11 protein-coding genes, 4 tRNA genes and 1 riboswitch are annotated in these 14571 nt (G+C 59.8%); of the genes, 1 reads left to right on the top strand and 14 read right to left on the bottom strand.

Features of this window, described 5'->3' with window-relative positions; translation table 11 throughout:
* Positions 1-271: 271 nt before the first annotated feature.
* From mgtE to alaS, 8 genes are all read right to left on the bottom strand, one after another.
* Positions 272-1714, bottom strand: coding sequence for a magnesium transporter (mgtE, locus tag C6382_RS18275; protein ID WP_107025764.1), 1443 nt, complete (start codon positions 1712-1714; stop codon positions 272-274).
* A 332-nt stretch (positions 1715-2046) separates the two neighbouring features.
* A tRNA-Arg gene (locus C6382_RS18270) sits at positions 2047-2123 on the bottom strand.
* 77 nt (positions 2124-2200) lie between these two features.
* Positions 2201-2277: transfer RNA gene (locus C6382_RS18265), tRNA-Arg, on the bottom strand.
* Positions 2278-2353: 76 nt separating this feature from the next.
* Positions 2354-2430: transfer RNA gene (locus C6382_RS18260), tRNA-Arg, on the bottom strand.
* 108 nt (positions 2431-2538) lie between these two features.
* A tRNA-Ser gene (locus C6382_RS18255) sits at positions 2539-2629 on the bottom strand.
* A 72-nt stretch (positions 2630-2701) separates the two neighbouring features.
* A complete protein-coding gene (csrA, locus tag C6382_RS18250; protein ID WP_002554426.1) occupies positions 2702-2890 on the bottom strand; it encodes a carbon storage regulator CsrA in 189 nt (62 codons plus the stop codon).
* Positions 2891-3073: 183 nt separating this feature from the next.
* Positions 3074-4309, bottom strand: coding sequence for an aspartate kinase (locus C6382_RS18245; protein ID WP_107025763.1), 1236 nt, complete (start codon positions 4307-4309; stop codon positions 3074-3076).
* Positions 4310-4397: 88 nt separating this feature from the next.
* Positions 4398-7016, bottom strand: coding sequence for an alanine--tRNA ligase (alaS, locus tag C6382_RS18240; RefSeq protein ID WP_107025762.1), 2619 nt, complete (start codon positions 7014-7016; stop codon positions 4398-4400).
* Positions 7017-7310: 294 nt separating this feature from the next.
* A riboswitch (FMN riboswitch) is annotated at positions 7311-7463 on the top strand.
* A 93-nt stretch (positions 7464-7556) separates the two neighbouring features.
* On the opposite strand from alaS, the gene C6382_RS18235 reads away from it, so the two are divergent.
* The gene (locus C6382_RS18235; protein ID WP_107025761.1) at positions 7557-8063 is read left to right on the top strand and encodes a 6,7-dimethyl-8-ribityllumazine synthase; all 507 of its coding nucleotides are present in this window, start codon (positions 7557-7559) and stop codon (positions 8061-8063) included.
* A 129-nt stretch (positions 8064-8192) separates the two neighbouring features.
* On the opposite strand, the gene astE is transcribed toward C6382_RS18235, so the two are convergent.
* The 6 genes from astE to aruF all read right to left on the bottom strand — a co-directional run bounded on the left by astE (position 8193) and on the right by aruF (position 14472).
* Positions 8193-9200, bottom strand: a complete 1008-nt coding sequence (astE, locus tag C6382_RS18230; protein WP_107025760.1) for a succinylglutamate desuccinylase — start codon at positions 9198-9200, stop codon at positions 8193-8195.
* A 10-nt stretch (positions 9201-9210) separates the two neighbouring features.
* A complete protein-coding gene (locus tag C6382_RS18225) occupies positions 9211-9501 on the bottom strand; it encodes a topoisomerase II (protein ID WP_107025759.1) in 291 nt (96 codons plus the stop codon).
* Positions 9502-9515: 14 nt separating this feature from the next.
* Entirely contained in the window at positions 9516-10865 is a 1350-nt protein-coding gene (gene astB, locus C6382_RS18220; protein ID WP_107025758.1) for an N-succinylarginine dihydrolase, read from the bottom strand.
* A 24-nt stretch (positions 10866-10889) separates the two neighbouring features.
* Positions 10890-12353, bottom strand: a complete 1464-nt coding sequence (gene astD / locus C6382_RS18215) for a succinylglutamate-semialdehyde dehydrogenase (RefSeq protein WP_107025757.1) — start codon at positions 12351-12353, stop codon at positions 10890-10892.
* Positions 12353-13378, bottom strand: coding sequence for an arginine N-succinyltransferase (gene astA / locus C6382_RS18210; RefSeq protein WP_107025756.1), 1026 nt, complete (start codon positions 13376-13378; stop codon positions 12353-12355). Before astA ends, astD begins: the two co-directional genes overlap by 1 nt.
* A gap of 74 nt (positions 13379-13452) precedes the next feature.
* The gene (gene aruF / locus C6382_RS18205) at positions 13453-14472 is read right to left on the bottom strand and encodes an arginine/ornithine succinyltransferase subunit alpha (protein ID WP_107025755.1); all 1020 of its coding nucleotides are present in this window, start codon (positions 14470-14472) and stop codon (positions 13453-13455) included.
* Positions 14473-14571: the final 99 nt, after the last annotated feature.

The following is a 14571-nucleotide window of genomic DNA, read 5'->3' as shown; positions in this document are numbered from 1 at the left end:
GATCTGATCAACCACTGCCAATTTAAAAGACAGCGAGTAATCACGCTGAGTACGCTTAACACCTTGCGCCATCTGGATCTCCGGAAATTCGGGATGGGAGGTGTAAACCATATTCAGGACGGGACACTCAATAAAAAAAAGCCAGCGTATGCTGGCTCTTTTGCGTCCCGGTGGGAGCAGGCTTGCCTCGCGATTGCGGACTGTCAGTCACACCGCATCGCGGGGCAAGCCCGCCCCCACAGAGAGAGCTGCTCCCACCGGCGGTATGCACCTACAACAGGAAGATGGTCGCAAGGCCAAGGAAGATAAAGAACCCGCCGCTGTCGGTCATGGCAGTGATCATCACACTGGCCCCCATGGCCGGATCGCGCCCCAGACGCGTCAGGGTCATTGGAATCAATACGCCCATCAGGGCCGCAAGCAGCAGATTGAGGGTCATTGCCGCAGTCATCACTACACCCAGCGACCAGCTGCCATACAGCAGATACGCCACCACACCGATCACACCGCCCCACACCAGACCATTGATCAAGGCCACCGCCAGCTCTTTACGCATCAGCCGCGTGGTGTTGCCAGGACTGACCTGGTCGAGCGCCATGGCGCGCACAATCATGGTAATGGTCTGGTTGCCGGAGTTGCCGCCGATACCCGCTACGATCGGCATCAGTGCCGCCAGCGCCACCAGTTTCTCGATCGAACCCTCGAACAGGCCGATCACCCGCGAAGCCACAAATGCAGTAATCAGGTTGATCGCAAGCCACGCCCAACGGTTGCGCAACGAACGCCAGACCGAGGCAAAGATGTCTTCCTCTTCGCGCAGACCGGCCATGTTCAGCACTTCGGTCTCGCTTTCCTCACGAATCAGGTCGACCATCTCGTCAATGGTCAGTCGGCCAATCAGACGACCGTTCTTGTCCACTACCGGCGCCGATACCAGGTCATAACGCTCGAACGCCTGCGCGGCGTCGTAAGCGTCTTCTTCCGGCTGGAACACCACCGGGTCATCGGCCATGACTTCGGCCACCCGCTTCTCGGGGTCGTTGACCAGCAGACGCTTGATCGGCAGCACGCCCTTGAGGATGCCATCGTAATCGACCACGAAGAGTTTGTCGGTATGCCCTGGCAGCTCTTTGAGCCGGCGCAGATAACGCAATACCACTTCCAGGCTGACGTCTTCACGGATGGTGACCATCTCGAAGTCCATCAGCGCACCGACCTGCTCCTCGTCATAGCTCAGCGCGGAACGGACGCGCTCACGCTGCTGGGCATCGAGGGTTTCCATCAGCTCATGGACAACGTCACGGGGCAGCTCTGGCGCCAGGTCGGCCAGTTCGTCGGCGTCCATCTCCTTGGCGGCGGCGAGCAGCTCATGATCGTCCATGTCGGCGATCAGGGTTTCACGAACCGAGTCGGATACTTCCAGGAGGATGTCGCCATCGCGCTCGGCCTTGACCAGCTGCCAGACAGTCAGACGATCGTCGAGAGGCAAGGCTTCGAGAATATGGGCGACGTCAGCAGAGTGCAGATCATCGAGCCTGCGCTGCAGCTCGACGAGGTTCTGGCGGTGAACGAGGTTTTCTACCAGGTCATGGTGATGACCTTCCTGACGGTGCGTCAGGTCTTCGACCACGCGTTGACGCTGCAGCAGCTCGACCACCTGGGCCAGGCGATCCTGCAAGCTCTCTTGCGTCTTTTTTACTTCGATTTCAGTCATAGGCGAACTCCACTCCCAGCAGCGGAGCACGCCGGGAGAATCAATCAGTCAGATCTTGATTGGCAAAACTTGCTATTGAGTAACTACTGGGTAAGTCCATGGTGGTTTTCCACAAGCCCCGGCGGGGCTGACGGGCGCAATCATACACCGCTTGAGCTGTCAGGGTGCTGAAAAAATCGTGGCTAGAACAATCGTTTGCGAGACATCGTTAGGACAATCTCAGCCACTATCAGTGCGACGGCGACCAAGATAAAAAAAACACATGTCAGGAAGAAAAATACAGAACGCAGAAAAGCAAAAAGCCCGCCTTGGTAGGCGGGCTTTCTGTTGTATGGTGCACTCAGGAGGATTCGAACCTCCGACCGCTCGGTTCGTAGCCGAGTACTCTATCCAGCTGAGCTATGAGTGCAGGGTTGGCGCTTGATGGACCAGGTCACCTCTGGTTGCAGCTGAAACAACTTTCAAGATGAAAACTGCTTCGTCATATGGTGCACTCAGGAGGATTCGAACCTCCGACCGCTCGGTTCGTAGCCGAGTACTCTATCCAGCTGAGCTATGAGTGCAGGTTGGCGCTTGATGGACCAGATCACCTCTGGTTGCAGCTGAAACAACTTTCAAGATGAAAACTGCTTCGTCGTATGGTGCACTCAGGAGGATTCGAACCTCCGACCGCTCGGTTCGTAGCCGAGTACTCTATCCAGCTGAGCTATGAGTGCATTTGTTACCGCGCATTATAGGCCGCAAAATCTTTTTGCCAACCACTTTTTCGTTTAATTTCAACGACTTAGGCGATTCAGGCAGATTACAGCGTCCTACATGAATAATGGCGGAGAAGGGGGGATTCGAACCCCCGATACCCTTGTGAGGTATACTCCCTTAGCAGGGGAGCGCCTTCGGCCACTCGGCCACCTCTCCGCAACACGGGGCGTATAATAACCAGACCCTTCCCCGTTTGCAAACTCTTTTTTGAAAAAAACTCGATAAAAATTAATGGCTTGGTTCTTCGTCCTTCTCTTTCTTGATCCGCAGGTAGATTTCCTCGCGGTGGACGGCCACTTCTTTAGGGGCGTTTACACCGATTCGCACCTGGTTTCCTTTGACGCCGAGTACGGTCACGGTGATTTCGCCGTCGCCAATGATCAAGCTCTCGGCGCACCGACGAGTCAGAATCAACATACCTTTCTCCTCACGAAATTCAGTTCAGGGACAACAGTCTGCAAAAAAAAGGGCTTCAGCCCGCAACCCGTGACGGCCACCGACCTACGCCTAAGTATTGACTAGCGCGAGTTAAACGACAGATTTCTCACGCCCGCCAGAAAAGCGAAGGGCGCGGCATAGCCGCGCCCTTGAGGCAACGCCTTACTCACCCTGTCGGGCGGGGGCATCCAGTTCGAAAGCGGTATGCAGGGCGCGTACCGCCAACTCCAGGTACTTCTCTTCAATCACCACCGAGACTTTGATCTCGGACGTGGAGATCATCTGGATGTTGATGCTCTCTTTGGCCAGGGCTTCGAACATGCGGCTGGCAACACCGGCGTGGGAACGCATGCCAACGCCAACGATCGAGACTTTGGCGATGTTGGTGTCGCCCACCACTTCGCGAGCGTTGAGCTCCTCGGCGGTTTTGTCCAGGACCTTGTGGGCCTTGTCGTAGTCGTTGCGGTGCACGGTGAAGGTGAAGTCGGTGGTGTTATCGTGCGAAACGTTCTGCACGATCATGTCGACTTCAATGTTTGCGGCGCTGATCGGGCCGAGGATCTTGAATGCAACGCCCGGGGTATCCGGTACGCCACGAATGGTCAGCTTGGCTTCATCGCGATTGAAGGCGATGCCGGAAATGATCGGCTGTTCCATGGATTCCTCTTCATCAATAGTAATGAGGGTACCCGGACCCTCCTGGAAGCTGTGCAGCACGCGCAGCGGAACGTTGTACTTGCCGGCGAACTCGACGGCACGGATCTGCAGAACCTTGGAACCGAGGCTGGCCATTTCCAGCATCTCTTCGAAGGTGATCTTGTCCAGGCGCTGAGCCTGGGACACCACACGCGGGTCGGTGGTGTAGACACCATCGACGTCGGTGTAGATCTGGCACTCATCCGCCTTGAGCGCAGCGGCCAGGGCAACACCGGTAGTGTCGGAGCCACCGCGGCCGAGCGTAGTGATGTTGCCGTGCTCGTCCACACCCTGGAAACCTGCGACCACGACCACGCGACCGGCCTTGATATCGGCACGAATCTTCTGGTCGTCGATCTGCAGGATGCGCGCCTTGTTGTGCGCGCTATCGGTGAGGATACGCACCTGGTTGCCGGTGTAGGACACCGCAGGAATCCCCCGCTTCATCAGCGCCATGGCCAGCAAGGCGATGGTCACCTGCTCGCCGGTGGACACGATCACGTCCAGCTCACGCGGAACCGGCTGATCACTGATCTGCTTGGCCAGGTCGATCAGGCGATTGGTTTCGCCACTCATCGCCGACAGCACAACCACCAGATCATCACCGGCCTCGCGGAATTTCTTGACCTTGTCGGCAACCTGTTCGATTCGCTCGACCGTGCCGACCGAAGTGCCGCCAAATTTCTGTACGATCAACGCCATTTCAAAGCCGCCTCAGCCCATGAAGGGCACCCAATAAACATTCAAACGACGCCACGGCCCGCCACTAGACGACGGGCCGAACAGCGCCTTAAACGCCCTGCTCCACGAATGGCACGGTCAAGGCCAGCGCATTGTCCAGCGCGGCGGTATCAACGCCACCACCTTGCGCCATGTCCGGACGACCGCCACCCTTGCCGCCCACTGCGGCAGCGGCTTGCTTCATCAAATCACCGGCTTTGAGTTGGCCAGTCAGGTCCTTGGTCACACCGGCAACCAGTACAACCTTTTCCTCATGGACACTGCCGAGCAGGATCACTGCGCGGCCGAGTTTGTTCTTCAGCTGATCGACCAGCGCCAGCAGCGCCTTGCCGTCCTGACCATCCAGTCGCGCAGCCAGGACCTTGACGCCCTTGACTTCAACAGCCGAGTTGGACAGGTCGTCACCGGCAGCACTGGCGGCCTTGGCCTGCAGTTGCTCCAGTTGCTTTTCCAGCTGGCGGTTGCGCTCAAGCACGGCCGAAAGCTTGTCGATCAGGTTGTCGCGACTGCCCTTGACCAACTGCGCGGCTTCCTTGAGCTGCTCTTCGGCAGTATTGAGGTAAGCCAGTGCCGCCTCGCCAGTGACCGCTTCGATACGGCGCACACCGGAGGCCACACCGCCTTCGCTGATGATCTTGAGCAGGCCGATATCACCGGTACGCTTGGCGTGGATACCGCCGCACAGCTCGACGGAGAAGTCGCCGCCCATGCTCAGTACGCGCACGCTGTCGCCGTATTTCTCGCCGAACAGCGCCATGGCGCCCTTCTGCTTGGCGGTATCGATATCGGTCTCTTCGGTTTGCACCTCGGAGTTCTTGCGCACTTCGCGATTGACGATGTCTTCCAGGGCCTTGAGCTGCTCCGGCTTGACCGCTTCGAAGTGACTGAAGTCGAAACGCAGGCGCTGGCTGTCGACCAGCGAGCCTTTCTGTTGTACGTGATCGCCCAGCACCTGACGCAAGGCTGCATGCAACAGGTGAGTGGCAGAGTGGTTCAGCGAGGTGGCATGTTGCACATCAGCGTCGACCCTGGTCTGAACCTTGGAGCCGACCACCAGGGTGCCGCTGGCGACCACACCGTGGTGCAGGAAGGCGCCGCCGGTCTTGGTAGTGTCACGCACATCGAAGCGCACATTGGCGGCTTGCAGGTAACCGGTGTCACCCACCTGCCCACCGGATTCGGCGTAGAACGGCGTGCGATCGAGGATCACCACGCCCTGCTCACCTTCAACCAATTGCTCGACGACTTTGCCGTCCTTATAAAGAGCAACGATGCTCGCTTCACCTTCGGTGCTGGTGTAGCCGGTGAACTCGGTGGCCACATCAACCTTGACCAAGGTGTTGTAGTCCAGGCCAAAAGCGCTGGCGGAACGCGCACGCTCACGCTGCGCTTCCATTTCCCGCTCAAAGCCTGCTTCGTCGATGGTCAGCTCGCGCTCGCGAGCGATGTCGGCGGTCAGGTCCATCGGGAAGCCGTAGGTGTCATAGAGTTTGAACACCACGTCACCCGGAACCACGCTGCCTTTGAGCTCGGCCAGATCCTGCTCGAGGATCTTCAGGCCCTGCTCCAGGGTCTTGGCGAACTGCTCTTCTTCAGCTTTGAGCACGCGCTCAATGTTGGCCTGTTGCTGCTTGAGTTCCGGGAAGGCTTCGCCCATCTCGGCGACCAGCGCCGCAACGATCTTGTAGAAGAAGCTGCCAGTGGCGCCCAGCTTGTTGCCATGACGGCAGGCGCGACGAATGATCCGGCGCAGTACGTAACCGCGACCTTCGTTGGACGGCAGCACACCATCGGCAATCAGGAAGCCGCACGAGCGGATGTGGTCGGACACCACCTTGAGCGACGACTGCTCTTCGTTCTTGCAGCCGATGGCCGCAGCAGAGGCTTCAAGCAGGCTGCGGAACAGGTCGATCTCGTAGTTCGAGTGCACATGCTGCATGACCGCACTGATGCGCTCCAGGCCCATGCCGGTATCCACCGACGGTGCTGGCAGCGGATGCAGTACACCATCAGCGGTGCGGTTGAACTGCATGAAGACGTTGTTCCAGATCTCGATGTAACGGTCACCGTCTTCTTCCGGCGAGCCGGGTGGGCCGCCCCAGATGTCCGGGCCGTGATCGTAGAAGATCTCGGTACAAGGACCACACGGTCCGGTATCGCCCATGGTCCAGAAGTTGTCGGAGGCGTACGGCGCGCCTTTGTTGTCGCCGATGCGCACCATACGCTCGGCCGGAACGCCGATCTCCTGGGTCCAGATGTCGTATGCCTCGTCATCGCTGGCATAGACCGTGACCCAGAGTTTTTCTTCCGGCAGGTTCAGCACCTTGGTCAGGAAGGTCCAGGCGTAGGTGATGGCGTCTTTCTTGAAATAGTCACCAAAGCTGAAGTTACCCAGCATTTCGAAGAAGGTGTGGTGACGGGCGGTGTAGCCGACGTTTTCCAGGTCGCTGTTCTTGCCACCGGCACGCACGCACTTCTGGCTGCTGGTTGCGCGGGTGTAGGCGCGCTTTTCCTGGCCAAGGAAGCAGTCCTTGAACTGGTTCATCCCCGCGTTGGTGAACAGCAGGGTCGGGTCGTTGCCCGGAATCAAGGAGCTGGAGGCAACTCGGGTATGTCCCTGCTCTTCGAAGAAGCGAAGGAAGGCTTCACGGATTTCTGCGCTTTTCATAGGTTCTTCCACGGAAACGGCGGCCTTACGGCAAATGCTTGCGTCAAATTGACGAAACGACGGCAAAGGGCCGCATTATATCGGGCCTTAGGCTTGGATGCAGTGTGTTTATGCGATAGAAACCGTCAATTGGACGCTCTGCAACCTTCAGCTGATCCCGTATTACTGGGGATGCGCGGTGAAATTGGCAAGGTTTCCCGGATGAAATGCCATTCATCCGTAAAAAAATCGTTAGCAGCCTATACGTTCGCTTCACATATGTGCTAATAATTCTCCGCCGCCGACGATCGGTGGCAACGTTCTCAGGGCGGGGTGTAATTCCCCACCGGCGGTAATTGCGCAACTTGCGCATAGCCCGCGAGCGCTTGCAGGCTTGCCTTGCAAGGTCAGCAGACCCGGTGTGATTCCGGGGCCGACGGTCATAGTCCGGATAAAGAGAGAACGGGATAGGCACACCTGTGCCTGTCGTTGCGCACCTGCGTGGCGAAATCCCCTTCGATCCAGATGCCCTGTTTCTCATACAAACAGGAGTCCGTTTCAATGCAACCTACCGCAATCGATAGCAAAAACCCTTCCCACGAGCGTATCGCCTTCATCCAGGCCTGCTGGCACAAGGATATTGTCGATCAGGCACGCAAAGCCTTCGTCGAGGAAATGGGGAATTTGGGCTATCAGGCAAGCGATATCGATTTCTTTGAAGTCGGTGGCGCCTTCGAAATCCCCCTGCACGCCAAATTGCTGGCCCGCAGCGGCCGCTATGCCGGCATTGTTGCCGCTGGCCTGGTCGTCGATGGCGGCCTGTACCGCCACGAGTTCGTCGCGCAGTCAGTCATCAGCGGCCTGATGCAGGTTCAGCTGGAAACCGAAGTGCCGGTGTTCTCGGTGGTGCTGACTCCGCATCACTTCCATGCGGGTGATGAGCACCAGAAATTCTACTTCGAGCATTTCCTGGTCAAGGGTGTCGAGGCGGCGAAGACTTGCGCCGATACGCTGCAGAAATTGCGCGCCCTGCGCCGCAATGAAATGCCGCAGAAACGCGTAGGCTGATACCACCTGTAGGAGCCAACCTTGCTGGCGATGCCCGGCACTGCCGGGCCAAGGGCGCTACGCGCCCCATCGCCGGCAACGCCGACTCCTACAGCTAAGCAAAGTGGAAGGCAGTTGCGCTCACTAGCCTCAGGCCAATTGATCCGGCGTGACCGGTACGATCAGAATCCCCGCGCGCAAGCCATTCTTGACCTTGGGGTTGGGGAAAATGATCCGAGCCCCCTCCTCCTCGACGATCCAGCGCGTGCTGCTCAAGTCTTCTGCCAGCAGATAGCCCTTGGACAACTCCGAGAAGTTTTCGATATCCGCCGGCAGGTGCAGGTGGAAACTGTCACTATGCTTGATGATCTCGCGGGCCACGCTAAACAGCTGCAAGCCATCCAGCGCTTGCGGCTCCTCAGGCTCGTTGCCTTCAATGATCTGCTTGAGGCGGGCTTCCAGACGCCCAAGGTTGACCTGCGCGTTCTGCCCAAAGGGCCGCGCCTTGCCCAACTCCAGGGTAAAGGCTTCAGCATCGAGCGTTTCGTAGGTGTAGGCGGTGAAGGTGACCGATGTCTTGCTTTGCAGCAACACGGCCTCCATGCCTGCCGCACGCAGACGCAGTAGTTCTCGACGAGAATGCTGGCGACCTTCCTTGAACGGATACAGTGCAAATTGCTCGATCTTCGAACCACGAATGGCCGTATGCAGATCGTAGTGCAACCGGGTACGTCCGGGCACACTGAAAAAGGTGGCGGCCAAACGCTCCAGCTCGCAAGCGCGCAACGCCTCCGATCCGCTGGACAGCTCATGCCGCCCGTTGAACAGGCGATTGACGTCCTGCTCCAGATAACGTTCGCCCTTGCGGATTGCCTCGGGGTTGCCAAACAGGAACAGAATCCGCGCCTGCGGCTTGATCTCGCCCCTGGCAATGCCATGCAGCAACTCGTCGAGCAACTCGATGGGGGCGGTTTCGTTACCGTGGATACCTGCAGAAAGCAGCAGATCCATGCCATTGTCACGCGCTTCAGGAGGGCGCACTTCAAGTGCGCCCTCACCAAGCCAGCGCATGCGCACGCCGTCGACAGTCAGCTGGGTCTTCTCTGCCGGTTCACGACCGGCAAGGGTCAGTTCAAGCAGTTTGCCGAGGGCGAGCATGGGCTATTCCTTAGTGATGGTGGCCGCAATCAGGACCATGAACGTGATCATCGTCGCCGCCGGCGTCGGCCGGTTCCATTTCCAGTTGCAGGCTGACCAGGTTAGTGGCTAGCGGACGCAGCAACAGGTTGGCGTACTCTTCGTCGTCTTCTTCGACGTCGACACCGATCAGCAGCTGACCACGGCCATCCTGCTGAATCCATACCTCCTTGCCTTGCCAGACCACCGCAAAGCGGGTGCAGGAAGTTTCCAGCTGGGTACCATCGTCATCTTCAAGGATCAGCTGCAGGGCGTCGGACATAGTCGAATTCTCTCTCAAGGTTGGAGTTGGAACGGATAGACCGAACCCAGTTTGAGGATCTGGGTCAGTTCATCCAGTGCCGTACGACATTCCAGCAACAGTTGCGGGTCCGCCAGGTCAGATTCGCTCAGGCGGTCGCGGTAGTGCTTGTCGACCCACTGGGTCAGGGTGTCGTACAGCGGCGCCGTCATGATAACCCCTGGATTGACCGCTGCCAGTTCAGTTTCATTGAGTGCCACGCGCAAACGCAGGCACGCCGGGCCACCGCCGTTCTGCATGCTCTGCTTGAGGTCGAAAACCTTGACCTCGGCAACCGGACCGCCCTGGCCGGTCAACGCCGACAGGTAGGCCCAGACCCGCTCGTTGTTGCGGCACTCTTCCGGGACGATCAGCAGCATCGAACCGTCGGCACGGGACAGCAGTTGGCTGTTGAACAGGTAGGAACGCACCGCATCCTCTAACGTGACAGCCGAGCGTGGCACACAGATCGCCTTGAAGTTGCCACCCCGTTTAGCCAGTTTAGCTTGCAGTTGGCCAAGCATCGCCTCGGTCTCGAGGAAGGCGTCTTCGTGGTAGAACAGCACCTCGCCGTTGCCTACTGCGATCACATCATTGTGAAACACACCCTGATCGATCACTGCCGGGTTCTGCTGGGCAAAGACCACACCCTCCTCACTCAGCCCGTGCAGACGGGCGACCGCCTGGGAAGCCTCGAGGGTCTGACGCGCCGGGTACTTCTGCGGTGCCGGGTAGCGGGTGTCAAAGGCGCTGCGGCCATAGACGAAGAACTCCACGCCAGACTCACCGTAGCTACGGCAGAAGCGCGTGTGGTTGGCCGCCCCTTCATCACCGAACTGTGCCACCGCCGGCAACGCGGCATGATGGGCAAAGTGCTTGCTGTCGGCGAACATCGCCCCGAGCACACGACTGGTGGTCGGATGCTCGATGCTGCGGTGATATTTGCAGTTAAGGTTGGCGGCAGTGAAATGCACACGGCCATCAGCAGTGTCGGCACTCGGGCTGACCGTGGCGGCGTTGGCCACCCACATGCTCGATGCCGAGCAACTGGCGACCAGCAATGGCATCGCTTCTTTAGCGGCGCGCTGGATCACCTCGGCATCAGTGCCGGAGAAGCCCAGACGGCGCAGTGCACCAACGTCCGGACGCTCCTGCGGGGCGAGCACACCCTGCTGGAAACCCATCTCCATCAACGCCTTCATCTTCGCCAGGCCCTGACGCGCGGCTTCGCGCGGATTGGACGCCTGCTGGCTGTTGCTCTGCGAGGCAACGTTGCCGTAGGACAGCCCGCCGTAGTTATGCGTCGGTCCCACCAGACCATCAAAGTTCACTTCAAACGATTTCATCGGCAAGGCTCCGTGGACCTTTTGTTATAGGGAGACGCCTGGCGTCAGCGTGGCAGGCAGGGTCAGGCTGGCGGTCTCCAGCGAGGCTACCGGGTAAGCGCAATAGTCGGCTGCATAGTAGGCACTGGCACGGTGGTTGCCGCTGGCACCCACGCCACCAAATGGCGCACTGCTGGCAGCACCGGTCAGTTGCTTGTTCCAGTTGACGATGCCGGCGCGGCTTTGCAGCCAGTAGTACTGATAGCGCGCATGGGAGTCGGACAGCAAACCGGCGGCAAGGCCGTACTGGGTGTTGTTGGCTTCGGCAATCGCCGCGTCGAAATCGCTGTAGCGAATGACCTGCAACAGCGGACCGAAGAACTCTTCGTCCGGGCGATTGGCCACTGCGGTCACGTCGATGATGCCTGGGGTCAGCAAGGCCGCAGAGGCTTGCGGCTGGGTCATGGTCAGCAGCGACACGCCGCCGTTGCCCAGCAACTGCGCCTGGGCATCGAGCAACGCCGTGGCCGCGGCCAGTGAGATGACCGAGCCCATGAACGGTGCCGGTTGTTGATCGAAGGCGCCGACGGAGATGTTTTTGCACACCTCGACCAGACGCTTGAGCAGTGAATCGCCCCACGCGCCTTGCGGCACCAGCAAACGACGAGCGCAGGTGCAGCGCTGGCCAGCGGAGATGAACGCCGACTGGATGATGGTGTAGACCGCCGCATCCAGGTCCTTGACCTCGTCCACCACCAGCGGGTTGTTGCCGCCCATTTCCAGGGCCAGGATTTTCTCCGGGCGACCGGCGAATTGCTGGTGCAACAGATTGCCGGTGCGGCTGGAACCGGTGAAAAACAGGCCGTCGATGCCCGGATTGGCAGCCAGGGCCACACCAGTTTCACGCGCGCCCTGCACCAGGTTCAAGACGCCCGCTGGCAGGCCAGCTTCGATCCAGCACTTGACTGTCAGCTCGGCAACCTTGGGGGTCAGCTCACTGGGCTTGAACACCACGGTGTTACCGGCCAGCAGCGCCGGAACGATGTGGCCGTTAGGCAGGTGGCCAGGAAAGTTGTAGGGGCCGAACACCGCTACCACACCATGAGGCTTGTGGCGCAGCACGGCGGTGGCATCAGCCAGCGGGCCGCTTTTCTCTCCGGTGCGCTCGCGATAGCTCTGCACCGAGATGGCGACCTTGTTGACCATGCTGGTCACTTCGGTAGCGGCTTCCCACAGCGGCTTGCCGGTCTCTTCACCGATGCAGTGGGCCAGCTCGTCGGCATTGGCCTTGAGTGCCGCAGCAAAGGCTTCGAGCACACTGATGCGCGCCTCCAGCGACTGCAACGCCCAGCCGGCAAAGGCCTGGCGCGCAGCCTTGACGGCGCTGTCGACTTGCTCGGCGCTAGCGCCCTGGCCTTGCCAGATAACCTTTTGACTGACCGGATCCAGCGATTGCAGCGCTTCGCCCTGCCCTGCCTGCCAACTGCCGGCGATAAAGTGAGTCGTCATTACTTGGCCTCCCGGGCAGCAGACAGCGGCACGGCACGCACCTGGTCACCGGCGCTCAGGCGCAGGCGTTTTGCGGTCAACGGATCGACCACCAGGGTACCGGCCGCCAGGCGCGCCGGCGCCGCAGTGATGCGGCACTCTTCGCGCTTACGGTTATGGATGATGAATGGCGTGGCATCGTCGCCCGGCGTGCCAACGGCCAACACCAGCGCCTGGCTGTCGTGCACCGCACGGATCTTGGAGGTTTCACACTCCACAGCGGGGCCTGCGTCGAAGATGTCGACATAGCCCTGATAGCTGAAGCCTTCGCTCTTGAGCATGGCCAGGGCCGGCTCGGTGTCGGTGTGGACGCGACCGATCACGCCGCGAGCGTCTTCGGAAAGGAAACAGGTATACAGCGGAAACTTGGGCATCAGCTCGGCGATGAACGCCTTGTTACCGACACCGGTCAGGTAATCCGCCTGGCTGAACTCCATTTTGAAGAAGTGTCGGCCCAGGCTTTCCCAGAACGGTGAACGCCCCTGCTCATCCGACATGCCGCGCATCTCGGCAATGATCTTGTTACCGAACAGCTCGGCAAACTCGGCGATGAACAGCAGGCGCGCCTTGGCCAGCAGACGGCCGTTGAGGCCGCTGCGATGGTCGCCGCGCAGGAACAACGAGCACAACTCGGAGTTGCCGGTCAGGTCATTGGCGAGGAACAGTGTCGGGATCTCCCGGTAGATGTTCAGCTCTTGCGAGGCGCTTACTGTCAGACCGACCCGGTAGTTGTACCAGGGCTCGCGCAAGCCGACGGCACCGGCAATGGCGGAAATCCCGACCACTACGCCTTCGTCGTTTTCCAGCACGAACAGGTAGTCAGCGTCGCCGCGCTCCGCCTCACCCCGGAAGGTCTTCTCAGCCCAACTGACCCGGTGCGCCAGGCGCTCCTCGTTGGCCGGCAAGGTGGTCAGGCCGGTACCGGTGCTGCGCGCCAATTCGATCAGCGCCGGTAAATCGCTGCTGCGTACGGGACGAACGATCATGCTATCTCCTCGGGCGGCGGCCTTTGGCCTGCCGCGAAACTCGACCTGGGGGCTCGGTTATCGAACCGCAGGAATCAAACCGCGACCAGGCGCACGCTGGCGCCCTCACCGACGCCCAGGGCTTCGGCGGCTTCAAGACTCAGGGTGACCGGTTTGCCAGGCACCCAATCCAGCTCCAGGAGCACCGCGCGGTAGTCCTGCAACTGGCCATTGCAGACCAGGTAGGGGCGTCCGCCCTTGACTACGGTGCTGTCAAGCTTGACCGGCACCACGCGGCTCTGGGCAATCGAACGGATGCTCGAGACCCGCGCATGCAAGGTCGGGCCACCGTCGAAAATGTCAATGTAGTGATCGGTCTCGAAGCCTTCGCGCATCAAAATGTCGAAGGTGATCTGTGCACGTGGATGAACCTGGCCCATGGCCTCTTGCGCGGCGTCCGGCAGTAACGGCACGTAGATCGGGTAGTGCGGCATCAGCTCGGCCAGGAAGGTCCGGCTCTTGAGGCCACACAGGCGCTCGGCCTCGGCGTAGTTGAGGTCGAAGAAGTTGCGCCCGATGGCATCCCAGAACGGCGAGTCACCGCTCTCGTCGCTGTAGCCGACGATCTCGGTCACCACCGAGTCGGCGAAACGCTCGGGATGAGCGGCCATGAACAGCAGACGGCCACGGGAGTTGAGCTCCGAGCCGCCAGTGCCGACCAATTCTGGCAGGACGTAGAAGCTGGTCAGCAGGCTGTTGCCGGTCAGGTCATGACACTGCGAAAGCACATGTATCTTGTTGTGGATCTTCAGCTCGCGCGAAGCATGCACAAAGGTCTCGTTACGAAAGCTGTAGAACGGCTCGGAATAGCCCGCCGACGCGACGATGGCCGAGCAGCCGACCAGCTTGCCGGTGGCACTGTCTTCAAGTACGAAGAAATAACTCTCTTCGCCGTTGAAGCTGACTTCGGCAGCAAAGGATGTTTCCGAGGCGGCAATCTTGTCGCTCAGACGCCCGGCATCATCCGGCAAGGACGTGACACCAATGGGGCTGTCCGCGGCCAGACGCTGTACTTCGCCCAGATCAGCCATTTGCGCGGGGCGCATCACCAGCATGGTGTCACTCCTTTCGGGAAAACAGGCCAGCCATTGCCGGCACAGAAAAAAACAGCAAGCGCCCGCAGGGCACGTGCTCTGGAATTCGGATTCGCCGGC

Origin of the sequence: Pseudomonas sp. BBP2017, from assembly GCF_003024385.1 — a bacterium.
In the GTDB taxonomy this organism is placed as follows: domain Bacteria; phylum Pseudomonadota; class Gammaproteobacteria; order Pseudomonadales; family Pseudomonadaceae; genus Aquipseudomonas.
The sequence above is the reverse complement of the archived record's forward strand: the minus strand, read 5'-3'. Positions and strand labels throughout refer to the sequence as shown.

Coding starts and splice junctions, on each gene's coding strand:
- mgtE (WP_107025764.1), bottom strand. CDS start 1,714: ATGACTGAAATCGAAGTAAAAAAGACGCAAGAGAGCTTGCAGGATCGC.
- csrA (WP_002554426.1), bottom strand. CDS start 2,890: ATGTTGATTCTGACTCGTCGGTGCGCCGAGAGCTTGATCATTGGCGAC.
- C6382_RS18245 (WP_107025763.1), bottom strand. CDS start 4,309: ATGGCGTTGATCGTACAGAAATTTGGCGGCACTTCGGTCGGCACGGTC.
- alaS (WP_107025762.1), bottom strand. CDS start 7,016: ATGAAAAGCGCAGAAATCCGTGAAGCCTTCCTTCGCTTCTTCGAAGAG.
- C6382_RS18235 (WP_107025761.1), top strand. CDS start 7,557: ATGCAACCTACCGCAATCGATAGCAAAAACCCTTCCCACGAGCGTATC.
- astE (WP_107025760.1), bottom strand. CDS start 9,200: ATGCTCGCCCTCGGCAAACTGCTTGAACTGACCCTTGCCGGTCGTGAA.
- C6382_RS18225 (WP_107025759.1), bottom strand. CDS start 9,501: ATGTCCGACGCCCTGCAGCTGATCCTTGAAGATGACGATGGTACCCAG.
- astB (WP_107025758.1), bottom strand. CDS start 10,865: ATGAAATCGTTTGAAGTGAACTTTGATGGTCTGGTGGGACCGACGCAT.
- astD (WP_107025757.1), bottom strand. CDS start 12,353: ATGACGACTCACTTTATCGCCGGCAGTTGGCAGGCAGGGCAGGGCGAA.
- astA (WP_107025756.1), bottom strand. CDS start 13,378: ATGATCGTTCGTCCCGTACGCAGCAGCGATTTACCGGCGCTGATCGAA.
- aruF (WP_107025755.1), bottom strand. CDS start 14,472: ATGCTGGTGATGCGCCCCGCGCAAATGGCTGATCTGGGCGAAGTACAG.